This window comes from Massilia alkalitolerans DSM 17462 (assembly GCF_000427785.1).
GTDB classification, from domain to species: Bacteria; Pseudomonadota; Gammaproteobacteria; order Burkholderiales; family Burkholderiaceae_D; genus Telluria; species Telluria alkalitolerans.
The window spans coordinates 173606-198159 of record NZ_ATYR01000002.1 but is presented as its reverse complement, the minus strand read 5'-3'; the positions used below and the strand labels follow the sequence as shown (position 1 = coordinate 198159).

Sequence of the window (24554 nt, the reverse complement as noted above, 5' to 3'; positions counted from 1 at the left end):
TGCGGCTGGTGCTCGTGGACCATCACGCCAGCGCCGTATCGAGCACCGTCATCAGGATGAAGCCGAACACCAGGGCGATGCTGGCGAAGGTGCCGTTGCCGTTCTGGCGGTATTCGGGAATCACGTCATTGACGATCACCAGCAGCATCGCCCCGCCCGCCGCCGCCAATGCAAAGGGCAGCAAGCCGCCGGCGATGCCGATCAGCGCGACGCCGAAGACGGCCGCCACCGGCTCGATCAGGCCGGAGACGACGCCCAGGCCGACCGCGGTCAGGCGGCTGTAGCCAACCGTGCGCAGAGCCAGCGCCACCACCAGGCCTTCCGGGACGTCCTGGATCGAGATCCCGGTAGCCAGCGCATTGGCCTTTTCGATGTCGATGCCGGCGTAGCCGACGCCGATCGCCATCCCTTCGGGCAGGTTGTGCAGGGCCACGGCCCAGACGAACAGCCAGGCGCGGCGGATCGACACGCCGGCATCGCCCCGGTCGAGGATGGCGTCTGATTGCACGGCGCGGCCGAGCAGCAGGATCGCGCCCGCCCCCGCCATGATCCCGGCGCCGGTCATCAGGCTTGCTTCCCAGCTGCCGGCGCCGGCGGCCTTGGCCGCGGCAATGGACGGGATCACGAGCGAAAACGCGGTCGCGCCGAGCATCACGCCGGCGCCGAAACCGAGGAAGCAGTCGTAGCTGCGTTTCGAGAAATTCTGTGCGAACAGGACCGGCAAGGTGCCCAGCGCGGTGGCCGCCGCGGCGGTGCCGCCGCCCAGCAGGGCAAGGCGCATCTTGGGATTCGCGTTCATGATCTGTTCGGCCAGGCTGCCGAGCAGGAGGATGCAGCCGACGCCGCAGATGAGGAAGCCGACGACGCGGCGGAAAGTCAGCGCGCGCAGCAGGGCGCGCACTGCGATGAGCCGGTTGTCATGCGCTTTGTCAGCATTCGTATCCATGCAAACCCTAAGAAATACCGCGCGGCCGGCCTGGGCGGGCCGCGCGACGCGTGCTTACTTCTTCATTGCCTTCATGCCCTTGGCGGTGCCCTTGTCCTGGGGCTTGCTCATGCCGGTGTCGTCGAGCTGGCCGCCTTTCGAGCCGAGCTCGGCGCTACCCATGGCGCTTCCGGACTGTCCTGCCATCGTACCACCGCCGGCCGACTGCATGCTCATACCGAGTTCGGCGCCGGTGCGCGGCGAGGACATCGGGTCGGACATGGTGCGCATCGCCATCTGCTTCAGGATGTCGATGTCGCCGCTCGGCAGGGCCACTTCGGCCTCGCCCGACCCGCCGTCGACCGCCATCTGCTTCTCGCGATCGGTGACGAAGTCCCAGTCGGCGCCCTGGTTCCAGGGGCCGCGCATCTCGCCCGGGCCCTGCGACATGTTGTAGTACACGCTGGCAAAGCGCGGGTCGGCCGGCATTTTCCCTGCCGGGAAGTTCGGCTCGATGGCGTACAAGGCCTTCTCGAAGGACTTCTGGTGCGCCACTTCGCGCGTCATCAGGAAGCCCAGCGCTTCCTTCACGCCGGGGTCGTCGGTGAGCGCGATCAGGCGCTCGTAGACGATCTTGGCGCGCGCCTCGGCGGCGATGTTGGAACGCAGGTCGGCGGTCGGCTCGGTGATCGAATCGATGTAGGCGGCGGTCCAGGGCACGCCCGCGGAATTGACCAGTGGGGTGCCGGCGCCGTACAGGACCTGGGTGATGTGGCTGTCGTTACCCGGCCCGGTGATGGCCTTGAACATATCGGCTTCGCTGTCCACGGCCTCGGCCAGGCGGCCCTTGGCGCCCTTGTTCAGCATGGCAACGATGTGGCCGATCACCTCGAGGTGGCTGAGCTCCTCGGTGGCGATGTCGAACAGCATGTCCTTGCGGCCTGGATCGTCTTCCGAAACAGCCTGGGTAAAGTAGCGCATGGCCGCGGCAAGTTCGCCCTGCGGGCCGCCGAACTGTTCCAGCATCAGGTTCGCCAGGGCTGGATTCGGTTCGCTGACGCGGACCGTGTACTGCAAGCGTTTGTTGTGTGCAAACATGGACAATTCCTCCGATGATGAGTCATTGGGCGCGCCGGGGCGTCGCCGTCCAATGGCACCGGCAGTGGCCGGTAACCGTATATCTCATGTTGGCAGTTTGACCCGGCAGTGAGGATCAGGTGTTCGCGCGTGGCCTTGTAGGACTAGAGCGACAATTAATGAACTTGATGGAAATGTTGAAACTGATAAATAAGAGTATTTATCGGACCGATTTTGTGCGTCATCGAGGATGCGGGCCTGGACGCGCGCCGGTCTGGGGCCCGGGCCGACAGGGGCGCGGCGCGCGCTCCTACAGTAAAGACGAGCGGCACAGCACTACCATGTTGAATATATGACCACAAAGGGGGTAACGATGTTTAATCTGAATAAGCTGAGCCCGACGATTACCAACATGATCCGCTTCGACCATTCGCACGTGATGGTCACCTTCCACCAGTACGAAAAGGACAAGCCGCCGCGCGTCAAGAAGGCGCTGGCCGACACCATCTGCGACGCGCTGGAAATCCACGCGACCCTCGAGGAAGAGATTTTCTACCCGGTGATGCGCCAGCGCGATAGCGGCGAGCCCTTCATGCACAAGGCCGAGCCCGAGCACATGGAAATGCGCCGCCTGATCGCCGAACTGCGCCGCACCAGCGGGTCCGACCCGCGCCACGACAAGCTGGTGATGGAACTGATGCGCGATGTGATGCACCACGTGGCCGACGAGGAAACCACCCTGCTGCCGCACGCCGAGGCCAAGCTGAGCCGCGAGGCCCTGTCCGAGCTGGGCGCCCAGATGACCCGCCGCCGCATGCAACTGGTGGGGCCGAAGGCCGGCAAGCTGGCCAAGGAACATGCGGTCGGCTTCGGCGGCAGCGGCGCCGCCCTGGTCGTGGGCCTGGCCAGCGCGCTGTTCGCCGTCAAGGCCTTCGGGCCGAAGAAGACCTGGAAGTCGAACCCGGCCTGATCAGGCTGAGCACGACACGAAAACCGGCCGCGTGGCCGGTTTTTCTTTGCCCGCTCAGGGACGAAACACCAGGGCCGGATCGAGCGTCGTGCGCCGGCCGATATCATCGAAATGCTTGTCCAGCCAGGCGTCGGCGGCGGCCGCGCCGCGGTCGTGCAGCATCTGCAGGAAGCGCGGCTCGGCATTGAACTTGCTCGAGATGCTCAGCTCCTTCAGGGCGTGCGCGGCGCTGATCAGGTGCAGGCGCACCGGCGCGACCACGGTCGAATCCCCGGCTTCCTCGTCGGGCACCGCGCCGCTGTGCAGCAGCGCGTTCACCTGGCGCAGGAAGCTGATGTTGAAGGCGATCTCGTTGGCGCGGTTGCTGATGTCGGCCATGTTGTGCGGCGTCTCGTTGCGGGCCACCGGATTGATCTGCACCACCAGCAGGTCTTCGGCGCCCGCTTCCACCAAGGGCGCGAGCGGCGGGTTCGCCACGTAGCTGCCATCCCAGTACAGCTCACCCTCGACTTCGGCGGCCGCGAACACGGTCGGCAGGCAGGCCGACGCCATCAGGCGCTGTGCATCGAGTTCTTCACGTCGGAACAGCTTGCCGCCCCCGGTCTTGATGTTGGTGGCACTCACGACCACCTGCAGCTCCTCGCAGGCGCGCACCCGATCGTAATCGATCATCACGCTCAGGAACTGGCGCAGCGGATTCACCGTCAGCGGATTTTCACGCACCGGCCCCGCCAGCGCGCCCGCCATTTCCAGCATCTGGTAGGCCGGCGAATGGCGCATGGTGAAGCCGCCGGCCAGGTGGTCGGCCGGGGTGCGCTGCAGCGGGCTGAACATGGCTGTGCCCGCCAACGCATGCCAAAAACGGTCGAGCGCCCGGCGCGCCCCTGCGCGTCCGCCGCCGCGCGCCATGCCGTCCGCAACCACCGCCGCGTTGATCGCGCCCGCGCTGGCCCCGCTCAGGGCGACGATCTCGAGCCGCTCTTCCTGCAGCAGCCGGTCGAGCACGCCCCATGTGTAGGCGCCGTAAGTACCCCCGCCCTGCAGCCCGAGGCTGATCTTCTTAATAGTCGTGGTCACGTCCGATTCCTTTACATGCAAATAGCCGAAGTCTAGCGATCTGAGTAAATTGACGGCGCTACGCTGCCTGCAGGAATCTTCAGCCCAGCCAGCGCAAGACCGCCGGCACCAGCCAAGGTGCAATCACTGCCGTCAAGGCGCCGTTCAGGCCCATGGCGAGCCCGGCAAAGGCGCCCATCTCGGCGCCAGACTGGAATGCCCGGGCGGTGCCGATGCCGTGCGAGGCCAGGCCCAGGGCGAAACCGCGCGCCGCCGGCGAGGCGATGCGCAGGCGGTCGAACAGCCAGGGGCCGGCAATTGCCCCGAAGATGCCGGTGCCGATCACCAGCGCCGCCGTCAGGGCCGGAATGCCGCCCAGGCGCTCCGACACCGCCATCGCGATCGGCGAGGTGGCCGATTTCGGGCCCAGGGTGGCGGCCAGCTGTGGGCTCGCGTCCAGCAGCAGCGCGATGGCCACGCTGGAGACGATCGCCGTCACCGATCCCAGCACCAGGGCGCATGCCAGCGCTCGGCCGGCCTTGCGCAGGCGTGGCAGCTGGCGCACCAGCGGCAACGCCAGCGCCACCGTGGCGGGGCCAAGCAGGAAGTGCACGAACTGGGCGCCGGCGAAGTAGCGCTGGTAGGACATGCCGGACAGCCACAGCACGAAGGCCACCAGGGCGATCGAGATCGCCACCGGATTGGCCAGCGGCGCGCCCTTGAAGAAGGCGGTGATGCGGTGCGCCGCCAGGTAGGCACACAGGGTCATGGTCAGGCCCAGCAGCGGCGAGGCGGACAGGTAGACCCAGAATTGGGAGAACTCGTTCAGCTCAAGCATCGCCGGCCTTGTTCCCGAGTCCACGCAGCAGCAGGCCGGTCACCGCCAGCGTCAGGGCGGTGCTGGCGATGAGCGAGGCGAGGATGGCGAACCAGTGGCCGCTGCCGCTGGCCGCGGTGGCCACGATGCCGACGCCGGCCGGCACGAATAGCAGGGACAGGTGCGACAGCAGGGTATTGGCGGCTTCCTCGATGCGCTTCTCCAGCGGCGGCCAGGCCAGCAAGGCGGCCATCAGGAGCAGCATGCCGGCCACCGGGCCGGGAATCGGGAGCTTCAGGAGGAAGACGATGCCTTCGCCGAGGCATTGGAACAGCAGGAGGATGGTGAAGGCGGCCAGCATGAGGCTTCTGAAGGAGGCAAAGCGCTCAGGATAGCAAAACAGGGCGGACGGCGCGCGCCGCGCCGCCCCGCTATCCGGACTCAGGCCTCCGCGGTGGCGCCGGCGATCGCGCCGCGGCGCAGCTGGTCGCGCTCGATCGACTCGAACAGCGCCTTGAAGTTGCCCTCGCCGAAGCCGTCGTCGCCCTTGCGCTGGATGAACTCGAAGAACACCGGGCCGAGCTGGGCTTCGCCGAAGATCTGCAGCAGCAGGCGCGGTTTGCCGTCCTTGACCGCGCCGTCGAGCAGCAGGCCGCGCGCCTTCAGTTCTTCCGGGTTCTCGCCGTGGCCCGGCACGCGGCCGTCCAGCATTTCGTAATAGGTGTCGGGCGGCGCCTTCATCAGCGGCACGCCGGCCTCGCGCAGGCTGTCCACGGTCTTGATCAGGTCATCGGTCAGCAGCGCGATGTGCTGGATGCCTTCGCCGTTGAACTGCATCAGGAACTCCTCGATCTGGCCGCCGCCGGCCTTGCCCTCTTCGTTCAGCGGGATGCGGATCATGCCGTCCGGCGCGGTCATGGCCTTCGAGGTCAGGCCGGTGTACTCGCCCTTGATGTCGAAGTAGCGGATCTCGCGGAAGTTGAAGAGCTTCTCGTAGAAGCCGGCCCAGAAGGCCATGCGGCCGCGGTAGACGTTGTGGGTCAGGTGGTCGATGATCTTCAGGCCGTGGCCGACCGGATTCCGATCCACACCATCCAGGAATTCGAAGTCGATGTCATAGATCGATTTGCCGTCTTCGAAGCGGTCGATCAGGTACAGCGGCGCGCCGCCGATGCCCTTGATGGCCGGCAGGCGCAGCTCCATCGGGCCGGTCGGGATCTCGACCGCCTGGGCACCCAGCTCCAGCGCGCGCGCATAGGCCTTGTGCGAATCCCTGACGCGGAAGGCCATGCCGCAGGCCGACGGGCCATGCTCGGCGGCGAAGTAGGCGGCGTAGCTCTTCGGCTCGTTGTTGATGATAAAGTTGATGCCGCCCTGGCGATACAAGGCCACTTGCTTCGAGCGGTGCACCGCCACCTTGGTGAAGCCCAGCTTCTCGAACACTGCTTCCAGCACGCCCGGCGTCGGCGACGCGAACTCGACGAACTCGAAGCCCATCAGGCCCATGGGATTCTCAAACAGGTCTGCCATTTCTTCTCTTCCTTGTGTCTCGTTGGTCAGGTTCAAAATACGTCCTACTCCGCAAATACTTCCGCCAGCAATCCGCGCAGCCACTGGTTGCCCGGGTCCTGGTTGTAACGCCGGTGCCAGAACACGTTGGTCTGCAGCGTCGGCAGTTCCAGGGGCGGCACGATCCACTCCAGGCCGAAGGGCAGCGCCGCGCGTTCGGCCAGCTTCTGCGGCACGGTGACCACCAGGTCGCTCGTACTCACCATATAGGGCACCGCCGTGAAGTGCGGCACCCGGAAGCGCACCGATGGCCCGACCCCGGCGCGCGCCAGCAGCGCGTTGATGCGGTCGTACGGACTCTCGTTCGCATCGACCAGCAGGTGTTCGGCCTTCACGAAACGCGCCAGGCTCACTTCGCCCTTCCCCAGCGGATGGCCCTTGCGCATCATCGTCACGTAGGGCTGGCGGAACAGCTGGCGCTGGTACAGCGCTTCCGAGATGTCCTCGAAGGGCCCGACCGCCAGGTCCACCCGCCCGCCTTCCATTTCCTCCTTCAGCGCCAGGCTGCCTGCGCGCATCGAGCTGATCTCGACCAGCGGCGCCAGCAGCTTGCAGCGCTCGATCAGGGTGGGCATGAAGTAGATCTCGCCCACGTCCGTCATCGCCAGCACGAAGCGCCTGCTGCTGGTCGCCGGGTCGAAACGGCTGCGCTGGTTCAGCGCCAGCGCGACCTGGGCCATCGCCACGCCGATCGGTTCGGCCATCTGCGTTGCCAGCGGCGTCGGCTGCATGCCGCTGGCGGTGCGCACGAACAGCTCGTCCCCAAAAGCGCGGCGCAGCCGCGCCAGCGCATTGCTCACCGCTGACTGGCTCAGTCCCAGCTTGCGCGCAGCCGAGGAGATCTGGCGTTCCCGGTACACTTCCTGGAATACCGAGAGCAGGTTCAGGTCGATATCGTGCGGTTCGATCATGGGCGTTCTGTCAGGGCTGCATTGTGGGCGCGCCTTGGCCGCACGAACAGCAATATTTAGATGGTGAATAGTCTACATTTTTCTATTCATCTCGTAAAACATGCGGGATTCTTCTAGAGTAGCGGCATCCAACCACATGAGAGTGAGCATGAGCGAGTCCACCGCCACCATGAGCGGATACATGAGCGGCTTCGGCAACGAGTTCGCCACCGAAGCCCTGCCCGGCGCCCTGCCCCTGCACCGCAACTCGCCGCAGCGCGTGGCCTACGGCCTGTATGCCGAACAGATCTCGGGCACCGCCTTCACCGCCCCGCGCAGCCACAACCGTCGTTCCTGGCTGTACCGGATCCGCCCGGCCGCCGTGCACGGCAGCTTCACGCCGATCGACGCGGGCCGCATCGTCTCGCGCTTCGACACCCCGGCGCCGCCCAACCAGTTGCGCTGGAGCCCCCTGCCGATGCCCGACGCGCCCACCGACTTCATCGACGGCTGGGTCACCATGGCCGGCAACGGCTCGCCGGAAGCCATGAGCGGCTGCGCGATCCACCTGTACGCCGCCAACAAGGACATGGAAGGGCGCTACTTCTACAGCGCCGACGGCGAGCTGCTGGTGGTGCCGCAAGCGGGACGCCTGGCGATCGCCACCGAGCTCGGTCTCCTGGCGGTGGAGCCGCAGCAGATCGCCGTGATCCCGCGCGGGGTGCGCTTTAGCGTCAGCCTGCCGGACGGACAGGCGCGCGGCTACATCTGCGAGAACTTTGGCGCCCTGCTGCAGCTCCCCGACATGGGCCCGATCGGCTCGAACGGCCTGGCCAACCCGCGCGACTTCCTCACGCCGATCGCGCGCTACGAAGACCTGGAAGGCGACTTCGAGCTGGTGGCGAAGTTCTGCGGCGGCCTGTGGCGCGCCCACATCGGCCACTCGCCGCTCGACGTGGTCGCCTGGCACGGCAACTACGCGCCCTATAAATACGACCTGCGCCACTTCAACACCATCGGCTCGATCAGCTACGACCATCCGGACCCGTCGATCTTCCTGGTGCTGCAGGCGCCCAGCGACACCCCGGGCGTGGACACGCTGGACTTCGTGATCTTCCCGCCGCGCTGGCTGGTCGCCGAACACAGCTTCCGCCCGCCCTGGTTCCACCGCAACGTGGCCAGCGAATTCATGGGCCTGATCCACGGCGCCTACGACGCCAAGGCCGAAGGCTTCGTGCCGGGCGGCGCCAGCCTGCACAACTGCATGAGCGGACACGGACCGGACGCCGCCACGTTCGACAAGGCCAGCAGCGCGGATACCGGCAAGCCGCACAAGGTGCTGGACACCATGGCCTTCATGTTCGAGACCCGCCACGTGATCGTGCCGACCCCGTACGCGCTGTCCTCGCCCCAGCTGCAGGCGGACTACCAGCAGTGCTGGGCGGGCATCGGCAAGCATTTCCGCTTGGCTCCGTAACGATGTCAAGTTGGCAATTCGTGTGGCGGAAACCCCTTCCGTCATGCGATGATGTGGCGTACGCCATTTTCGCGCGTGACCGGTCGCGGCCCGGATAGTCCGACGGAGGCCCCGCGCCAGTGTTAACCGACATACTGATCATCTCCTTCCTCATCCTGATGAACGGAGTGTTCGCCATGAGCGAGTTGGCACTGGTCTCGGCCAAGCGGATGCGTCTCGAGCGGCGCGCCGAAGAAGGAAACCGCGGGGCGCGCGCCGCCCTCAAGCTGGCCGACGACCCCAGTCACTTCCTATCGACCGTGCAGGTCGGGATCACCCTGATCGGCATTTTCAACGGTGCGTTCGGCGAAGCCTCCCTGGTCAGCCACCTCACGCCCGAACTGGCGACGCTGCCGGTGATCGGCCCCTATGCGCGCGAGGTCGCGCTCGCCGTGGTCGTGATCGCGATCACGGTCGCCTCGATCATCTTCGGCGAACTGGTCCCCAAGCGCATCGCCATGGCCTTCCCGGAGACGGTGGCCACCCTGATCTCGCAGCCGCTGCGCACGCTGTCGGTCATCATGTCGCCCTTCGTCAAGTTCCTGTCCCTGGCCACCAACGCCATCGTGCGCGTGCTCGGCATCCGCGCGGCCAAGGAAGAAGCGCCGACCGAGGAAGACATCATCGGCAGCATCAAGGAAGGCGCCGACACCGGCGTGTTCGAAAAGACCGAGTACGACATCGTGCAGCGCGCGTTGCGCCTGGACGACCAGCACCTGAAGTCCCTGATGACGCCGCGCGTCGACCTGGTGATCCTCGACCTCGAGGACGACCGCCAGCAGAACCTCGAAGCCATCGCCACCAATCCCTACAGCCGCTACCCGGTCTGCCGCGGCGACCGCTCGCACATCCTGGGCTACGTGATGGCGCGCGACCTGTTCGCCCAGGCAGTGCGCATCGGTTCGCTCGACGCGGTCGACCTCGACGGCGCGGTGCAGGAGCTGCTGTACGTGCCCGAGACCGTGAGCGCCATGGCCCTGCTCGAGATGTTCAAGAAGAACCGCGCCGAGCTGGCCCTGATCGTCGACGAGTACGGCGACATCCAGGGCATGGTCACGCTCAGCGACGTGATGAGCGCCCTGGTGGGCGACGTCACCGTGGCCGGCGAGGAACACGACGCCGACGCCGTGCGGCGTCCGGACGGCAGCTGGCTGGTGGACGGCGGCATCTCGCTGGACCGCTTCCGCGACCTGCTTGAAACGACCCTCGTGTTCCCCGGCGAGGACGAAGGCGCCTACCACACCCTGGCCGGCTTCCTGCTCTACCAGCTGGGCTACATCCCGAAGCCGGCCGAGATCGTCGATTGGGAAGGCTTCCGCTTCGAGGTCATGGACATGGACGGCAACCGCATCGACCGCATCATGGTCTCGCGCTACGTGCCGATCGAGCCGGAGCCGGAGCGGGATTAATCTTCTGCTAAGCCTGTTGCGGTATCGTCGCGCTATCTCAACCATGAAAAGCGCGCGATGGATGTTCTCACACTAGGCCCCCTTGTCCTGCCCACGGGCGTGCTGCTGGTCGTGGGCGGCATCCTGCTGGCCAACCTGCTGGCCGAGTGGTTCCGGCGCCGCCGCGCCCTCGATCCCGGCCCGATCCTGTGGAAGATGCTGCTCGCCGGCTTTGTCGCCGCGCGCGCCGTGTTCGTGCTGCGCCACCACGACCTGTTCCTCGATAAGCCCTGGGCCGCGCTGGACTTCCGCGACGGCGGCTTCGACGCCACCGCGGGACTGGTGGTCGCCTGCGTGGTGGGCGCCGAGCTGACCCGCCGCGCCCCCGGGCTGCGCCGCCCCCTGCTGGTATCGAGCCTGGCCGGGATCGCGCTCTGGATGGGCGGCAGCCTGTTGCTGCCGGCCTTCGCCCCGCCCCATGCGCCGATGCCCGAGCTCAGCGTGCGCCGGCTCGACGGCAGCGAGGTGCCGCTGCGCGCCTACCAGGGCAAGCCGCTGGTCGTGAACCTGTGGGCCACCTGGTGCCCGCCCTGCCGGCGCGAAATGCCGGCTTTGGCGGCGATGCAGCGCAAGCGGCCGGACGTCGGCTTCGTCTTCGTCAACCAGCGCGAGTCTGCGAGCACGGTCCAGGCATTCTTGACGGCGCAGGGCCTGCGCATGGAGAACGTGGTGATCGACCCGGCCGGCCAGCTGGGCGCGCGTACCGGGGCGGTGGGTTTCCCGACCACCCTGTTCTATGACGCGCAAGGCAGGCTGCGCTTCCGTCATGTGGGAGAGCTGTCGGAGGCAAGCTTGAGGGAGAAGCTGGCCGCGCTGGAGCGCTAGCCGCCTTCCCCCATGAGCAATCCTGTGGTACAACTCACGCCGCACCCAGGAGAGCCCATGCAAGTAAACCCGATCCAGCTGTTCGACGCCGAATCCTCGACCTACACCTACATCCTGTCCGCACCTGGCGGCATTGAAGCGGTGATCATCGACCCGGTCGACCGCCATTGGCAGCGCGACCTCGCGCACATCGAGCGCCTCGGATTGAGGCTGACCCACGTGCTGGAAACCCACGCCCATGCCGACCATGTCACCTCGGCCGGCAAGCTGCGCGCCCTGACCGGCGCCAAGGCCTGCGTGCCGAGCGGCTGCGGCATCCCGCCGGCCGAAGTGCAGCTGCAGGACGGCGACCTCATTGCCTTCGGCGGGCGCGAGCACATCGCCGTCATCCACACCCCCGGCCACACCGCGGGCAGCATGTGCTACCTGTGGCGCGGCAACCTGTTCACCGGCGACACCCTGCTGGTGGACGGCTGCGGGCGCACCGACTTCCAGGGCGGCTCTGCGTCCGCGTTGTACGACAGCGTCACCCGCAAGCTGTTTGCGCTGGACGAGGCCACCCGGGTCTGGCCGGGCCACGACTATCGTGGCCAGTCGGTGTCCACCATCGGCTGGGAGAAGCGCCACAATGCGCGCCTGGCCGGCCGCTCGCACGAGGAATTCATGGCGCTGATGGCCGCGCTGGACCTGCCGCGCCCGAAGATGATGGATGTGGCGGTGCCCGCCAACCGCAAGCTCGGGCTGGCGCACAGCGTCTGAGCGAAGCCTGCTGCGTTTTCCCAACAAGCAACAAGCGAATTCGTCAGTTCCGGGTATAATCTTGCATCCATAGAAATTCCATTGCACTTAAAGAAACATTCTCGCCGGTGCACGAAGGCTGATGCATGAAACAGTTTGACGACCTGGCCCACTGGCGCGCGCGCATTTTCTCGACTCTGATGTCGGCCGTCCTGCTGCTCGGCGTGGTCGCGGCCGTGCCCAGTGCGATCCTGGCCATGGTCGACGGTCTCTGGCAGATCGCCGCGATGGACGTGGTGGCGCTGGCCTGGATCTTCGCGATCTGGTGGTTCGACCGTCTTCCCTACACGCTGCGCGTCCTGAACTTCCTGGCGATGCTGTTCCTGGTCGGCGTCGGCCTGATGCTCGGCGTCGGCGCCGTCAGCCAGATCTTCCTGATGGCGCCGCCGGTACTGGCCGTGGTCCTGCTCGGCACCCGCCAGGCGCTCGGGGCCCTGTTCCTGAGTGGCTTCACCATCCTGGGCCTGGGCCTGTCCGGCCACGCCAAGCTCTACGTCGCCGGCCTCGGCCAGGATGAACTGCTGTCCTCGCTGATCGTCACGCTCAACTACCTGTGCGTCGGCGCCCTGATCACGATGACCTGCGGCGCCCTGGTCAAGGGCCTGGCCGACACGCTCGGCGAGGTGCACGGCTTTGCCGAAACCCTGGAAGCCAAGCAGGACAAGCTGCACGAGCTGAACGCCGAACTGCGTCTGACCTCGGCCGCGGTGGCGCGCCTGAACGACATGGTGCTGATCGCCCACGCCATCGATGCGCCGGGCGCGCAGCAGCCGATCATTTCCGCCAACGAAGCCTTCGAGCGCCGCACCGGCTACCGGCGCGACGAGATCATCGGCCACAGCATGCGCCTGCTGCACGGCGAGGACACCGATCCCGACGAACTGGCGCGCATCCTGCGCGCTGTGTCGCGGGGCGAACCGGTCACGGCCGAACTGCTGCTCTACACCAAGGCCGGCGACCCATTCTGGGCCGAGATGGAAATGGTGCCCTTCGCCAGCGACGGCGGGCGCAGCACCCACTGGGTGGTGGTCGGGCGCGACATCACCGAGCGCCGCAACTCAGCCAAGGCGATCCATCACCTGGCCTTCTACGACGTGCTGACCGGCCTGCCGAACCGGCGCCTGTTCACCGAGCGCCTGGACGCCATGGTGGACGCCCGCAATGCCGGCGGCGCGCTCGGCGCCGTCCTGTTCATCGACCTCGACAACTTCAAGTACGTCAACGACGCCCGCGGCCACGCCACCGGCGACGCCCTGTTGCGCAGCGCAGCCGGGCGCCTGGTCGCGACCGTGCGCGCGCGCGACACCGTAGCGCGCCTGGGCGGCGACGAATTCGTCATCCTGCTCAACGACCTGGGCGACGACCCCGACAAGGCAGCGGGCGCCGCGCTCAAGGTGGCGCACAAGGTGCTGGCGGCGCTGGGCGAGGAAGTCACGATCGACGAGCACGTGTACCGCTCGACGGGCAGCATCGGCGTGGCCCTGCCGCTGCGCGCCGGCCAGACCGCCCACGACCTGCTGCGCGAGGCCGACACCGCGATGTACCAGGCCAAGGCGAGCGGCCGCAACGGCGTCGCCCTGTTCGAGACCACCATGCTGGCCGAGGCCGAGCAAAAACTCACGCTCGAGCGCGACCTCAGCAACGCCCTCGAGCGGGGCGAACTGGCCATGCACCTGCAGCTGCAGGTCGACCGCGACCAGCAGCCGGTCGGCGCCGAACTCCTGATGCGCTGGCGCCGCGCCGACGGCATCCTGGTGCCGCCGGACGTGTTCATCCCGATCGCGGAAACCACCGGCCTGATCGTCCCGCTGGGGACCTGGGTGCTGCGCCAGGCCTGCGAAGCCTGGCTGCGCCTGGACGCGGCCGGCCGTCCGCTCCCGCTCTCGATCAACGTCAGCCCGGCGCAGTTCCGCCAGTCGGACTTCGTGGAGACGGTCGCCCGGGTGCTGCAGGAAACCGGCGCGCCGGCCGACCAGCTGATCTTCGAAGTCACCGAGGGCCTGCTGGTCTCGGACCTGGACCAGACCATCGCCCGCATGCACGAACTGGCGGCCCTGGGCATCCGCTTCTCGGTCGACGACTTCGGCACCGGCTACTCGAACCTGGCCTATCTCAAGCGCATGCCGCTCTACGAACTCAAGATCGACAAGAGTTTCATCCGCGACACCCCGAACGACGTCAACGGCACCGCGATCGTGCAGTCGATCCTGGCGATGGCCGAGCACCTCGGCCTGCGTGTGGTGGCCGAGGGCATCGAGACCGCGCAACAGGCCGATTACCTCAGCGGCAACGGCAGTCCGCTGATGCAGGGCTACCTGTTCTCGCGCCCGGCGCCGCTCGACGACCTGCTCGCCGTGCTGGACGGCCCGGGATCGGCGGGCCCCGCCGCCTGATTCTGCTAAGCTGTGCCCCGAACCAGACCCGGAGCACAGCGTGGCGCACCAGAGCATCCTCGACATCCACACACCAGGTCGCGGCACCCGCGACATCACCGAGGCGGTCGCCGACGTGGTGCGCGCCTCGCATATCCAATGCGGCCTGGCCCAGGTTTTCGTGCAGCACACCAGCTGCTCGCTCCTCATCACCGAGAATGCCGACCCCGACGTGCGGCGCGACCTCGAAACCGTATTGCAACGACTCGCCCCCGACGGCGATCCGGCCTACCGCCACGATGCCGAAGGCCCGGACGACATGGCGGCCCATGTGCGCAACATGCTGACGGGTTCCGGCTTGAGCGTGCCGGTCGGTGGCGGTCGCCTGCTGCTCGGCGCCTGGCAAGGCATCTACCTGTACGAACACCGCAGCGCGCCGCACCGCCGGCGGGTCGTGGTCACCGTCCTCTGAGTGGATTTCCCCCAGCCATGGGGGAAGACCTGAAACGGTCGGTTATCTACACTGCATGCAGGCCGTGACGCTGCACCCGCGAAGGCGCAGGGAGAACGGCCACAGATTTCCGGCATGGCGCTGTCCACCAGCCCACCAGGGCACCGATCTCGCAGTGCCTGAGCACCCCGAGGGCAGCGGCGGCATATGTATCCATTTTTCGTGGACAGCGCGATCCGCCGCGGCTAGTCTGGAGGATCGTTCTCCCGCCAAAGGTCTCGCCATGCCCCGCCTGTCCGCCAAGCTGCGCCTCGGCGCCGCCCTGCTGCTCGCCCTGCCGGCAGCCGCATTCGCGGGTCAAGCCACGGCAGCCCCGGCCGCACCAGCCGCCATCATCGTCGCCGCCGCCGACCACCACCAGCACCTGTTCAGCCCCGGCATCATCGCCTTCATCGCCCCGAAACCGGGGCCCGACGCGCTGCGCGAAATCCCGGTGACTGAACTGATCGCCCTGCTGGACGAGGCCGGCATCCGCCGCGCTGCCGTGATGTCAACGGCCTATATGTACGGGCGCCCCTCGCGCGTGGTCGAGGACGAATACGCCAAAGTGAAGGCGGAGAACGACTGGACCGCCGCCCAGGTGGCAAAGTATCCGGAGCGCCTGCGCGCCTTCTGCGGCTTCAATCCGCTGAAGGACTATGCGCTGGCCGAACTGGAGCGCTGCGCGGCGCACCCGCAACTGCGCACCGGGATCAAGATGCACTTCGGGAATTCCGACATCCAGCTGGACAAGCCCGAGCACGTCGCGCGCCTGAAGGAAGTATTCCGCGCCGCCAACCGGCACCGCATGGCGATCGCGGTCCACATGCGCGCCTCGATCTCGCTGAAGCGCCCCTATGGCGAAGCGCAGGCGCGCGCCTTCCTCGATCAGCTCATGCCCGAGGCCACGCAAACCATGGTGCAGGTGGCGCACTTCGCGGGCAGCGGTCCCGGCTACGAGGATCCGTCGGCCAACGAGGTGATGCGCGTGTTCGCCGAGGCGGCCGCGCGCAAGGAACCGAACACGCGCAATCTCTACTTCGACGTGGCCTCGATCGCCACGCCCGACATGAGCCAGGCGCATGCGCGCGAAATGGTCGAGCGCATCCGCCAGGTGGGGGTCGACAAGGTCCTGTACGGCTCGGATGCGGCCACGCCGACCAATATGAAGCCGCGCGAAGCCTGGGCGGCATTCCGCGCGCTGCCGCTGACCGAGGCCGAGACCAGGCGGATCGCCGGGAACGTGGCCGCCTACCTGCGCTGATCTGCCCTGCGCCTGTAGTGCGTACGGGCCACATTGCCGTCCTTCCAACACGGCTCGGCCGTATGTTGTATGATGTCCGATGACATTCAGACAGGACCGATCATCGCATGTTCCCCGCTTCATCCATCGGCCGCGCAGCGCAGCCTGAGCCCCCATTCTTTTCCCGTCCCCTCGTGGTCGTTGCCCTGGCAACCCTGTGCTGCCTGTTGTGGGGCAGCTCCTACCCGGCAATCAAGACCGGCTATGCCCTGCTGGGCATCACGCAGCAGGACATCCCGTCCAAGCTGGTCTACGCCGGCTACCGCTTCCTGCTGGCCGGGATCGGCGTGGCGCTCGCCGCCTGGCTGCTGCAAAAGAAGTTCCCCGTTCCACCCCGCGACCAGTTGCGCCAGGTTTTCGTGCTGGGTGTGGCCCAGACCAGCCTGCAGTACGTGTTCTTCTACATCGGACTGGCCTACACCACCGGCGTGCGGGCGTCGATCCTGAACGCTACCACCACCTTCTTCAGTGTCCTGCTGGCGCATTTCCTCTACAAGGACGACCGCCTGTCGGCGCGCAAGGGCGCCGGTTGCGCGCTGGGCCTGGCCGGCGTGCTGGCCGTGAATGCCGACGCCAGCCTGCTGGGGAGCGGCGTCAGCCTGCAGGGAGAGGGCTTCATCGTGCTCGCCGCCTTCGTGCTGTCGGCCGCATCGATCTATGGCAAGCGCGTCTCGCAGCGCATGGATGCGATGACGATGACGGCCTGGCAGTTGGCGATCGGCGGGCTGGTCCTGCTGGCCGCCGGCTACGCAACGGGCGGCAGCCTGGGACGGCTTGACCTGGTGTCGGGACTGTTGCTGGTCTACCTGGCCGCGCTGTCGGCGGTGGCCTTCACCCTGTGGAGCCTGCTGCTCAAGCACAATCCGGTCGGGCTGATCAGCATGTTCGCTTTCCTGGTGCCCCTGTTCGGCGCCGCCCTGTCCGGCATCTGGCTGCACGAGGACGTCCTCACCTGGACCAATCTCGTCGCGCTGGTGCTGGTGTGCGGCGGGGTGCTGCTGGTGACGCGCGGGCCGCGCGCCGCGGCCGTCCGTCCGAACCCGGGGCGCTAGGCCAGGCTCGACGCACTGCTGAGCGCCGGGCCCGACGGGCCCATGCTATCTTTCCCCCGCAATGTCGTACACGGCCGCCAGGAACCCAGCATGCACCCGACCAACATCGTCCTCCTCGAATTCCATCCTGAGCGCGACGAGCTTTGCTACGGCAAGGAACTGCGCGACGGCCTGTCCGTGGCCCTGCGCATGGGCAGCTCGCTCTGGCTCGCCAACGACGAATCGGTCAGCCTCGAACGCCTGACCGTGTGCGAGGTCGACAGCACCGGCCGCAGCAGTTTTACGCGCGACCATCGCCAGTACGCGCTGCACGACTACCTCGAGCTGCCGCTGCCGGCGCATGGCGACACCGAGGACGACATCAACGAGGCCGACATCGAGGGCCTGGCCTGCGACGGCAAGTACCTGTGGCTGGCCGGCTCGCACAGCCTGCGGCGCAAGCAGCCGAAGGACGGCGACGGCGTCAGGAAGGCGCACAAGCGCCTCGCCAGCGTCAGCCTGGATGCCAACCGCTACCTGCTGGCGCGCATCCCGGTGTGCAAGGACGGCGACGGCTATACCCTGGAAAGGGAAAGCGCCCACAAGGGCAAGCTGCGCACTGCCGCGATGCTGCGCGGCGACCAGCAAGGCAACGAACTGACCGCCCTGCTGCGGCAGGACGAGCACCTCGGTCCCTTCCTGTCCATTCCCGGCAAGGACAACGGTTTCGACATCGAGGGCCTGGCCGTGGCCGGCAAGCATCTGCTGCTCGGCCTGCGCGGGCCGGTGCTGCGCGGCTGGGCGCTGGTGGTGGAAGTGGCGCTCGTCGAGGACGAGCAGCCGGGCCGCTTGCGCCTGGCGCCGGTGGACGACGAGGAGCGCCTGTACCGCAAGCACTTCCTCGACCTGGGCGGGCTCGGCATCCGCGACCTGTGCGTCCACGGCAAGGACATCCTGGTACTGGCCGGGCCGACCATGGACCTGGACGGGCCGGTCACCCTGTTCCGCTGGCGCGGCGCGGCCCAGCCAGGCAAGGAATGCGTGGTGGCGGCGGACGAGCTCGAACGGGTGCTGGAGCTGCCTTTCGGCCATGGGGTCGATCACCCCGAGGGCATCGCGCTGTTCGCGGTCGACAAGGATGGGCGCGACACGCTGCTGGTGGTGCACGATTCAGCCTCGCCCAGCCGCCAGATCGGCGACAGCACCCTGGTGGCGGACGTGTTTACGCTGCCGCCGCGCGAGCGCCCCCTTGGCAGCAAGCCTGCGAAATAGATCATGACGGGTGCATATTTCCGCACGTCCGTGATTTTTGTTGAATTTCGCGACCAGTTGCCGGTGGTATTCTCGCCGCCTCGCTTCACATTCAATGCAATGACTCCCAAGAATATCCTGTGGGCGCTGCTGGCGCTCATGTTTGCCTGCGGCATGTCCGACGCCCTGTACGCCGCATCCCACGTACACATGCCCGTGTGGTGGATGTTGCTCTCGGCCTTCCTGCTGAGCTTCCTGCCCTATTACTGGTATCGCCTGGACAGCGAGGCGCGGCTGTACCGGCGCCCACGCTGGATGAGCACGGCCGTGGTGGCGATGGCGCCGATCGGGATTCCGCTCTACCTGCTGCGCAGCCGTTCCCGCGGCAATCGCCTGGTGTCGCTGGCGCGCATGTCGGGCTTTTTGCTGATGATGCTGGGGGCCAGCGTGGCAGGTGTCATCGCCTTTTTCCTGATGCCGGGTTGAGACTCTATCCCAGTTACCGAGGCTCGCGCCGCCTGAACCGTCCTTTTGCTAAGCTGTTTCCGTCGCCACGCCACACCGTGGCCCGTCCACTTTTATCGATTGGAGAATCGCCATGCGCAAGATGATCATGATGGCCATTGCAGGCCTGCTCTGGAAAAAATTCGGCGGCAAGATGGCGCAACGCTATCCGATGGGACGCCGCGGCTACCGCCGCTTCTGATCCACCTGGACGGGTGCCAATCAAGTTTCGGGTGGCGCACCGTCCATGGCGGCCCTGCTTGCAGTAGAATCGCTGGCTTTAAGGCAACTTTCGCTTAAGGCCGACGATGAACACCGCCAAGCATGAACTCAAACGTGGCTTAAAGAACCGCCACATCCAGCTGATCGCCCTCGGCGGCGCCATTGGCACCGGCCTGTTCCTGGGCGTGGCCCAGACCATCCAGCAAGCCGGTCCCTCCGCCCTGCTCGGCTATGCGATCGCCGGCCTGGTCGCCTTCCTCATCATGCGCCAGCTCGGCGAAATGATCGTCGACGAGCCGGTCGCCGGTTCATTCGGCTATTTCGCCAGCAAGTACGGCAGCCCGATGGCCGGCTTCGTCTCCGGATGGAACTACTGGGTGATGTACATCCTCGTCAGCATGGCCGAGCTGTCCGCGCTCGGCATCTACGTCCAGTACTGGTTCCCGGACATCCCGACCTGGGTCTCGGCGCTCGCCTTCTTCGTGCTCGTCAATTCCCTCAGCCTGCTCAACGTGAAAACCTTCGGCGAGCTGGAATTCTGGTTTTCCATCATCAAGGTGGCGGCCGTGGTCGGCATGATCGTGTTCGGCCTGTACCTCCTGATCAGCGATACGGCCGGTCCCCAGGCCGGCGTGGCCAACCTGTGGCAGCACGGCGGCTTCTTCCCGAACGGCTTCGCCGGCCTGGCGCTGTCGATGGCGGTCATCATGTTCTCCTTCGGCGGCCTGGAAATGATCGGCATCACCGCGGCCGAAGCCGACAACCCGGGCCGCACCATCCCGCGCGCCATCAACCAGGCCATCTGGCGCATCGCCATCTTCTATGTCGGCGCGCTGGCCGTGCTCTTGATGCTGTACCCGTGGCAGAAGGTGGTCACCGGCGGCAGCCCTTTCGTGCTGATCTTCGCCGCGCTGGACAGCAATGCCGTGGCCAACATCCTCAACCTGGTGGTGCTGACGGCCGCCCTGTCCGTCTACAACGGCTGCACCTATGCCAACAGCCGCATGCTGTTCGGCCTGGCCGAACAGGGCAACGCGCCGCGCGCCCTGCTCAAGGTCAGCAAGCGCGGCGTGCCGCTGGCCGCCCTGGGCGTGTCGGCGGTGGCCACCGCCATCTGCATCTGCGTCAACTATTTCCTGCCGCGCGACGCCTTCGGCATGCTGATGGGCCTGGCCGTGGCGGCGCTGGTCATCAACTGGGGCATGGTCTGCTGGAGCCACCTGCGCTTCCGCCGCGCCAAACAGGCGGCGGGCCAGGCGACCGCCTTCCGCAGCCCCTGGTTCCCGCTCACCAACTACCTGTGCCTGGCCTTCCTGGCCGGTATCATCGTGGTGATGTACCTGACGCCGGGCCTGCAGCTGTCCGTGTGGATGATCCCGGCCTGGCTGGCCCTGCTGGCGCTGGGCTACTGGCTGCGCCAGCGCAAGCTGGCAGGCGCCACGATCGCCCCGGCGGCGTAAAGACGCGATAAAGCCACAGCGCGCACGGGTTTCATGACTGCCGAGTCATTTTGTCATGTTGCGCTAGCTCAACAGCTGGACTGTTGATAAAGTATTACTCCAGTGGAGCCATCATTCCATGTGCTTGTCCGGCCCGCCAAACGCGGCCCGGCCATTCCTCATTCATGAGCCGAAGGAGTCAGCTTGAAGAAGATTGTCGCCAGTTTCGTCGCACTCGCCCTGTTCGCGGCCGACGCCCACGTCGTCGTTGCGGCGCAGGACTACAGCAAGTACAGCCAGGAAGCCCTGGAAAAGGAATTGGCGCTGATCGCCACCTCGCGCCTGAGCGTGATGGTGCCGATGCGCGACGGCGTTGGCCTGTCGACCGACATCTACATGCCGAAGAACGCCAGCGGCAAGCTGCCCGCCATCCTGTGGAAGACGCCCTACAACGAGGGCAAGCTGAAAGGCTCGACCCAGCGCTACGTGCTCGAATCGGTCAAGCGCGGCTACACCTTCATCGTGCAGAACGAGCGCGGCCGCTACTTCTCGGGCGGCAACTGGGAAATCCTGGGCAATCCGCAGAACGACGGCTACGACACCCTGAGCTGGATCGCCAGGCAGGACTGGTCGAACGGCAAGGTCGGCACGCTCGGCTGCTCGTCCTCGGCCGAGTGGCAGCTGGCCCTGGCCGGCCTGAACCACCCGGCGCACGCGGCCATGGTGCCGATGGCGTCCGGCGCCGGCATCGGCAAGGTCGGCCGCTTCCAGGAGCAAGGCAACTGGTACACCGGCGGCGTGCCGCGCAACCTGTTCTTCGTCTGGCTATACGGCGTCGACAATCCGCTGCGCGCCCAGCTGCCGGCGATTGCCGACGACAAGCTGCGTGCCCGCGTCGAGGCCTACAACGACCTGAACCCGGCCAAGCCGCAGGTCGACTGGAACAAGCAGATCAAGCACCTGCCGGTCGACCAGCTGCTGAGCTCGCTGGGCGAGCCGGCCGGCACCTTTGAAGAACTGATCAAGCGCACGCCAAGCGACCCGGCCTGGCAAAAAGGCGGCCTGTACCACGAAGGCATGGGCTGGGGCGTGCCGGCGCTGTGGTTCAACAGCTGGTACGACGTCTCGATCGGCCCCAACCTCGAGCTGTTCAAGCACGCCGCCGCGGCCGGCACCGACAAGGAAGCCAGCGCCAACCAGTACGCGGTGGTGGCGCCGAATGTGCATTGCGCCTTCTCCCGTCTCGGTCCGAACAACACCATCGGCGAGCGCAATATGGGCGATACCAGTTTCGACGTCGACGGCGCCATCTACGGCTGGTTCGACCGGTGGCTGAAGGGCGACACCAAGGCCTTCCCCGCGAATACGCCGCACGTGCGCTATTTCGAGATGGGCGCCAACCGCTGGCAGAGCGCGGGCACCTGGCCGCCGGAGAAGGCCAAGCCGATGCGCCTGTACCTGCGCTCCGGTGGCCGTGCGAATTCGCTGTACGGCGATGGCCGCCTGCTGCCGCAGGCGCCTGGCGCGGGCGAGCTTGCTGACCGCTACCGCTACGACCCGATGAACCCGGTACAGACCATCGGGGGTGGCGACTGCTGCAATGGCGGCATCGTGGTGCCCGGCGCCTTCGACCAGCGTCCCGTCGAGGCGCGCAGCGACGTGCTGGTCTACACCAGCGACCCGCTGCCGAAAGCCGTCAGCGTGGCCGGTTTCGTGGATGCGGTGCTGAAGGTCTCGTCGAGCGCGAAGGACACCGACTTCGCCGTCAAACTGGTCGACGTGGCGCCGGACGGCACTGCCTGGATCATCGGCGACACCATCTTCCGCGCGCGCTACCGCAACGGTTTCGACAAGCCCGAGATGCTCACGCCGGGTGAAGTCGTGACCATCCGCCCGACCCCGATCGCCACCGCGATCCAGTTCGGCGCCGGACACCGCATCCGGGTCGAAGTCACCTCGTCCAACTTCCCGAAATTCGTGCGCAATCTGAACACCGGTGGGCCGAACGAGAGCGAGAAGACCGGGGTGGTGGCGGACAATGCGGTGCACCACGACGCCGCCAACCAGAGCTACATCGAGCTGCCGGTGGTGCAGTGAAACGGCAGGCGCCGCCTCCAGGCGGCGCCTGTTTAATGTGCCAGGAAGTCGAGCACCATGCGGTTGAACGCATCCGCATGTTCCCACTGGACCCAGTGGCCGCAGCGGTTGAAGACGTGCAGCTGTGCGTCCGGGATGCCGGCGATCAGTTTGAGTCCGGTGTCCATGGCCACGAAGCGGTCGTCGCGGCCCCAGATCACCAGGGTCCGGGCCTTGATTTCCCCCAGACGCGGGCCGTAGTCGGTGAACTGTTTCGGGTTCGCCGCCAGGCTTGCCAGGAAGTTCTCCAGGTGGTCGCGACGCGACAGGATGTTGGCCAGGCGCTGCTCCATCAGCGCGTCGGTGATCGCGCTGGCGTCGTACACGAACACGTTCATCAGGCGCTTCAGGTTCTCGATGCTCGGCTCGCGGTAGACGGCGTTGAGCTGCTTGATGCCTTCGGTCGGCATCGGTGCATACAGGCTCGGGCCGCCCGTTCCGCCGCCCATCAGGATCAGCTTGCCGATGCGTTCCGGGTGAGCGAGCGCGAAGGCCACCGCACTGTGTCCCCCCATCGAGTTGCCGACGATGTGCACCCGTTCGAGCGCCAGCGCGTCGAGCAGCGCCTTCAGGAAGGCCGCGTTCAGCTCCGAGCGCGAACCGGTATTCACGATCGATTCGCTCTTGCCCCAGCCCGGGCAATCCATCAGGATCACGCGGTAGCCGGCCTGCGCCAGTGGTTCGATGTTGCGGTGGAAGTTGGCCCAGCCGGTCGCGCCCGGCCCGGAGCCGTGCAGCATCACCACCGTTTCCGCGCCGCTGCCGACGTCGTTGTAGTGGATGTTCAGTTCGCGGCACTCGTGTTTGACGCGAACGAACTTGCTGGTCGATGCTTCATCCACCAGGTATGCATTGGTGCTCATCTTGTGTCTCCTTGTGTGTCAATCTACTGTGCGCGGCGCTTGAGCATGTCGAGCGCCACGTCGACGATCATGTCTTCCTGGCCGCCGACCATGCGGCGCTTGCCGAGTTCGACCAGGATGTCGAAGGCCGGCAGGCCGTACTTCTGCGCCGCCGCTTCCGAATGGCGCAGGAAGCTGCTGTACACGCCCGCAAAGCCGAGCGCCAGGGTCTCGCGGTCGACCCGCACCGGGCGCTCCTGCAACGGGCGCACGATGTCCTCGGCCCCGTCGATCAGCTTGCGTACGTCGCAGCCGTGGGCCAGTCCCATGCGGTCGACCGCCGCCACGAACACTTCCAGCGGCGCGTTGCCGGCGCCGGCGCCCATTCCGGTCAGGCTGGCGTCGATCCGGTCGCAGCCGTGCTCCAGCGCCACGATCGAATTGGCCACGCCCAGCGACAGGTTGTGGTGGGCGTGCATGCCGGTCCCGGTCTCGGGCTTGAGGGTGTCCTTGAAGGCCTTGAAGCGCTCGGCGATGTCGTACATGTTCATCGCGCCGCCCGAATCGACCACGTAGATCGTGGTGGCGCCGTAGCTCTCCATCTTCTTCGCCTGCTGGGCGAGTTCGTGCGGCGTGGTCATGTGGCTCATCATCAGGAAGCCCACCGTGTCCATGCCCAGTTCGCGGGCGTACTCGATGTGCTGGCGCGAGATGTCGGCCTCGGTGCAGTGGGTGGCCACGCGCACCACGCGGGCGCCGGCCTCGTAGGCGTTCTTCAGGTCGTGGATGGTGCCGATGCCCGGCAGCAGCAGGGTCGCCACCTTGGCGTGCCGGACATTCTCGGCCACCGCCGCGATCCACTCCAGGTCGGTATGGGCGCCGAAGCCGTAGTTGAAGCTGGCGCCCTGCAGGCCGTCGCCGTGGGCGACCTCGATCGAATCGACCCCGGCCGCATCCAGGACCTTGGCGATCGCGACCGCCTGCTCCAGGCTGTATTGGTGGCGCACCGCGTGCATGCCGTCGCGCAGGGTGACGTCGGAGACGTAGATCTTCTTGGTCTTGTCGAACATGTG

The 24554-nt window shown here is 66.7% G+C and carries 22 protein-coding genes; 13 read left to right on the top strand and 9 right to left on the bottom strand.

The window, feature by feature from the left end:
- Nucleotides 1-22 precede the first annotated feature (22 nt).
- Together YWC_RS0102860 and YWC_RS0102855 are read right to left on the bottom strand one after the other, a co-directional pair.
- Nucleotides 23-946 carry a ZIP family metal transporter gene (locus YWC_RS0102860; protein ID WP_051306167.1) on the bottom strand — a complete coding sequence of 308 codons (924 nt, stop codon included), beginning with the start codon at nt 944-946 and terminating at the stop codon, nt 23-25.
- Between the two features lie 54 nt (nt 947-1000).
- Entirely contained in the window at nt 1001-2023 is a 1023-nt protein-coding gene (locus tag YWC_RS0102855; protein ID WP_027864023.1) for a manganese catalase family protein, read from the bottom strand.
- 352 nt (nt 2024-2375) lie between these two features.
- On the opposite strand from YWC_RS0102855, the gene YWC_RS0102850 reads away from it, so the two are divergent.
- Nucleotides 2376-2972: a hemerythrin domain-containing protein gene (locus tag YWC_RS0102850; RefSeq protein ID WP_027864022.1), complete on the top strand. Its 597-nt coding sequence runs from the start codon at nt 2376-2378 to the stop codon at nt 2970-2972.
- A 54-nt stretch (nt 2973-3026) separates the two neighbouring features.
- On the opposite strand, the gene YWC_RS0102845 is transcribed toward YWC_RS0102850, so the two are convergent.
- The 5 genes from YWC_RS0102845 to YWC_RS0102825 all read right to left on the bottom strand — a co-directional run bounded on the left by YWC_RS0102845 (nt 3027) and on the right by YWC_RS0102825 (nt 7325).
- Nucleotides 3027-4049 carry a patatin-like phospholipase family protein gene (locus YWC_RS0102845; RefSeq protein ID WP_027864021.1) on the bottom strand — a complete coding sequence of 341 codons (1023 nt, stop codon included), beginning with the start codon at nt 4047-4049 and terminating at the stop codon, nt 3027-3029.
- A gap of 79 nt (nt 4050-4128) precedes the next feature.
- Nucleotides 4129-4866 (bottom strand): LrgB family protein, encoded by a 738-nt coding sequence (locus YWC_RS0102840; RefSeq protein ID WP_027864020.1) that lies wholly within the window; start codon nt 4864-4866, stop codon nt 4129-4131.
- Nucleotides 4859-5206: a CidA/LrgA family protein gene (locus tag YWC_RS0102835; RefSeq protein ID WP_027864019.1), complete on the bottom strand. Its 348-nt coding sequence runs from the start codon at nt 5204-5206 to the stop codon at nt 4859-4861. The genes YWC_RS0102840 and YWC_RS0102835 overlap by 8 nt, the downstream gene beginning before the upstream one ends.
- A gap of 80 nt (nt 5207-5286) precedes the next feature.
- Nucleotides 5287-6375 carry a 4-hydroxyphenylpyruvate dioxygenase gene (gene hppD, locus YWC_RS0102830; protein WP_027864018.1) on the bottom strand — a complete coding sequence of 363 codons (1089 nt, stop codon included), beginning with the start codon at nt 6373-6375 and terminating at the stop codon, nt 5287-5289.
- A 44-nt stretch (nt 6376-6419) separates the two neighbouring features.
- Nucleotides 6420-7325, bottom strand: a complete 906-nt coding sequence (locus YWC_RS0102825) for a LysR family transcriptional regulator (protein ID WP_027864017.1) — start codon at nt 7323-7325, stop codon at nt 6420-6422.
- Between the two features lie 148 nt (nt 7326-7473).
- On the opposite strand from YWC_RS0102825, the gene hmgA reads away from it, so the two are divergent.
- From hmgA to YWC_RS0102760, 12 genes are all read left to right on the top strand, one after another.
- Complete coding sequence (gene hmgA, locus YWC_RS0102820; RefSeq protein ID WP_027864016.1) at nt 7474-8781, top strand: homogentisate 1,2-dioxygenase; 1308 nt, start codon at nt 7474-7476, stop codon at nt 8779-8781.
- A gap of 119 nt (nt 8782-8900) precedes the next feature.
- Nucleotides 8901-10229 carry a hemolysin family protein gene (locus YWC_RS0102815; protein ID WP_267872152.1) on the top strand — a complete coding sequence of 443 codons (1329 nt, stop codon included), beginning with the start codon at nt 8901-8903 and terminating at the stop codon, nt 10227-10229.
- Nucleotides 10230-10286: 57 nt separating this feature from the next.
- Nucleotides 10287-11093, top strand: a complete 807-nt coding sequence (locus tag YWC_RS0102810; protein WP_027864014.1) for a TlpA disulfide reductase family protein — start codon at nt 10287-10289, stop codon at nt 11091-11093.
- 57 nt (nt 11094-11150) lie between these two features.
- The gene (locus YWC_RS0102805) at nt 11151-11852 is read left to right on the top strand and encodes an MBL fold metallo-hydrolase (RefSeq protein WP_027864013.1); all 702 of its coding nucleotides are present in this window, start codon (nt 11151-11153) and stop codon (nt 11850-11852) included.
- A 125-nt stretch (nt 11853-11977) separates the two neighbouring features.
- Nucleotides 11978-14284 (top strand): putative bifunctional diguanylate cyclase/phosphodiesterase, encoded by a 2307-nt coding sequence (locus YWC_RS28010; protein ID WP_051306166.1) that lies wholly within the window; start codon nt 11978-11980, stop codon nt 14282-14284.
- 40 nt (nt 14285-14324) lie between these two features.
- On the top strand, nt 14325-14735 hold the full coding sequence (locus YWC_RS0102795; RefSeq protein ID WP_027864012.1) for a secondary thiamine-phosphate synthase enzyme YjbQ: 411 nt from the start codon (nt 14325-14327) through the stop codon (nt 14733-14735).
- Nucleotides 14736-14997: 262 nt separating this feature from the next.
- The gene (locus YWC_RS0102790) at nt 14998-16017 is read left to right on the top strand and encodes an amidohydrolase family protein (RefSeq protein WP_027864011.1); all 1020 of its coding nucleotides are present in this window, start codon (nt 14998-15000) and stop codon (nt 16015-16017) included.
- Between the two features lie 107 nt (nt 16018-16124).
- A complete protein-coding gene (locus YWC_RS0102785; RefSeq protein ID WP_036212775.1) occupies nt 16125-17108 on the top strand; it encodes a DMT family transporter in 984 nt (327 codons plus the stop codon).
- Nucleotides 17109-17198: 90 nt separating this feature from the next.
- Entirely contained in the window at nt 17199-18359 is a 1161-nt protein-coding gene (locus YWC_RS0102780; RefSeq protein ID WP_027864009.1) for a DUF3616 domain-containing protein, read from the top strand.
- 99 nt (nt 18360-18458) lie between these two features.
- The gene (locus YWC_RS0102775) at nt 18459-18824 is read left to right on the top strand and encodes a hypothetical protein (RefSeq protein ID WP_027864008.1); all 366 of its coding nucleotides are present in this window, start codon (nt 18459-18461) and stop codon (nt 18822-18824) included.
- Between the two features lie 326 nt (nt 18825-19150).
- Nucleotides 19151-20524 (top strand): amino acid permease, encoded by a 1374-nt coding sequence (locus YWC_RS0102765; protein ID WP_027864007.1) that lies wholly within the window; start codon nt 19151-19153, stop codon nt 20522-20524.
- 183 nt (nt 20525-20707) lie between these two features.
- Complete coding sequence (locus tag YWC_RS0102760; protein ID WP_084416267.1) at nt 20708-22600, top strand: CocE/NonD family hydrolase; 1893 nt, start codon at nt 20708-20710, stop codon at nt 22598-22600.
- A 32-nt stretch (nt 22601-22632) separates the two neighbouring features.
- On the opposite strand, the gene YWC_RS0102755 is transcribed toward YWC_RS0102760, so the two are convergent.
- Both YWC_RS0102755 and dmpG read right to left on the bottom strand, forming a co-directional pair.
- Nucleotides 22633-23502, bottom strand: a complete 870-nt coding sequence (locus YWC_RS0102755) for an alpha/beta fold hydrolase (protein WP_027864005.1) — start codon at nt 23500-23502, stop codon at nt 22633-22635.
- Nucleotides 23503-23525: 23 nt separating this feature from the next.
- Nucleotides 23526-24551, bottom strand: coding sequence for a 4-hydroxy-2-oxovalerate aldolase (dmpG, locus tag YWC_RS0102750; RefSeq protein ID WP_027864004.1), 1026 nt, complete (start codon nt 24549-24551; stop codon nt 23526-23528).
- Between the last annotated feature and the right edge of the window lie 3 nt (nt 24552-24554).

Excerpts from the sequence above, each read along its gene's own strand:
- YWC_RS0102840 (WP_027864020.1), bottom strand. The coding sequence starts at position 4,866 with ATGCTTGAGCTGAACGAGTTCTCCCAATTCTGGGTCTACCTGTCCGCC.
- YWC_RS0102860 (WP_051306167.1), bottom strand. The coding sequence starts at position 946 with ATGGATACGAATGCTGACAAAGCGCATGACAACCGGCTCATCGCAGTG.
- YWC_RS0102775 (WP_027864008.1), top strand. The coding sequence starts at position 18,459 with ATGACTCCCAAGAATATCCTGTGGGCGCTGCTGGCGCTCATGTTTGCC.
- YWC_RS0102780 (WP_027864009.1), top strand. The coding sequence starts at position 17,199 with ATGCACCCGACCAACATCGTCCTCCTCGAATTCCATCCTGAGCGCGAC.
- dmpG (WP_027864004.1), bottom strand. The coding sequence starts at position 24,551 with ATGTTCGACAAGACCAAGAAGATCTACGTCTCCGACGTCACCCTGCGC.
- hppD (WP_027864018.1), bottom strand. The coding sequence starts at position 6,375 with ATGGCAGACCTGTTTGAGAATCCCATGGGCCTGATGGGCTTCGAGTTC.
- YWC_RS0102855 (WP_027864023.1), bottom strand. The coding sequence starts at position 2,023 with ATGTTTGCACACAACAAACGCTTGCAGTACACGGTCCGCGTCAGCGAA.
- YWC_RS0102835 (WP_027864019.1), bottom strand. The coding sequence starts at position 5,206 with ATGCTGGCCGCCTTCACCATCCTCCTGCTGTTCCAATGCCTCGGCGAA.
- YWC_RS0102785 (WP_036212775.1), top strand. The coding sequence starts at position 16,125 with ATGTTCCCCGCTTCATCCATCGGCCGCGCAGCGCAGCCTGAGCCCCCA.
- YWC_RS0102755 (WP_027864005.1), bottom strand. The coding sequence starts at position 23,502 with ATGAGCACCAATGCATACCTGGTGGATGAAGCATCGACCAGCAAGTTC.
- YWC_RS0102765 (WP_027864007.1), top strand. The coding sequence starts at position 19,151 with ATGAACACCGCCAAGCATGAACTCAAACGTGGCTTAAAGAACCGCCAC.
- YWC_RS0102790 (WP_027864011.1), top strand. The coding sequence starts at position 14,998 with ATGCCCCGCCTGTCCGCCAAGCTGCGCCTCGGCGCCGCCCTGCTGCTC.
- YWC_RS0102810 (WP_027864014.1), top strand. The coding sequence starts at position 10,287 with ATGGATGTTCTCACACTAGGCCCCCTTGTCCTGCCCACGGGCGTGCTG.
- hmgA (WP_027864016.1), top strand. The coding sequence starts at position 7,474 with ATGAGCGAGTCCACCGCCACCATGAGCGGATACATGAGCGGCTTCGGC.
- YWC_RS0102825 (WP_027864017.1), bottom strand. The coding sequence starts at position 7,325 with ATGATCGAACCGCACGATATCGACCTGAACCTGCTCTCGGTATTCCAG.
- YWC_RS28010 (WP_051306166.1), top strand. The coding sequence starts at position 11,978 with ATGAAACAGTTTGACGACCTGGCCCACTGGCGCGCGCGCATTTTCTCG.
- YWC_RS0102805 (WP_027864013.1), top strand. The coding sequence starts at position 11,151 with ATGCAAGTAAACCCGATCCAGCTGTTCGACGCCGAATCCTCGACCTAC.
- YWC_RS0102850 (WP_027864022.1), top strand. The coding sequence starts at position 2,376 with ATGTTTAATCTGAATAAGCTGAGCCCGACGATTACCAACATGATCCGC.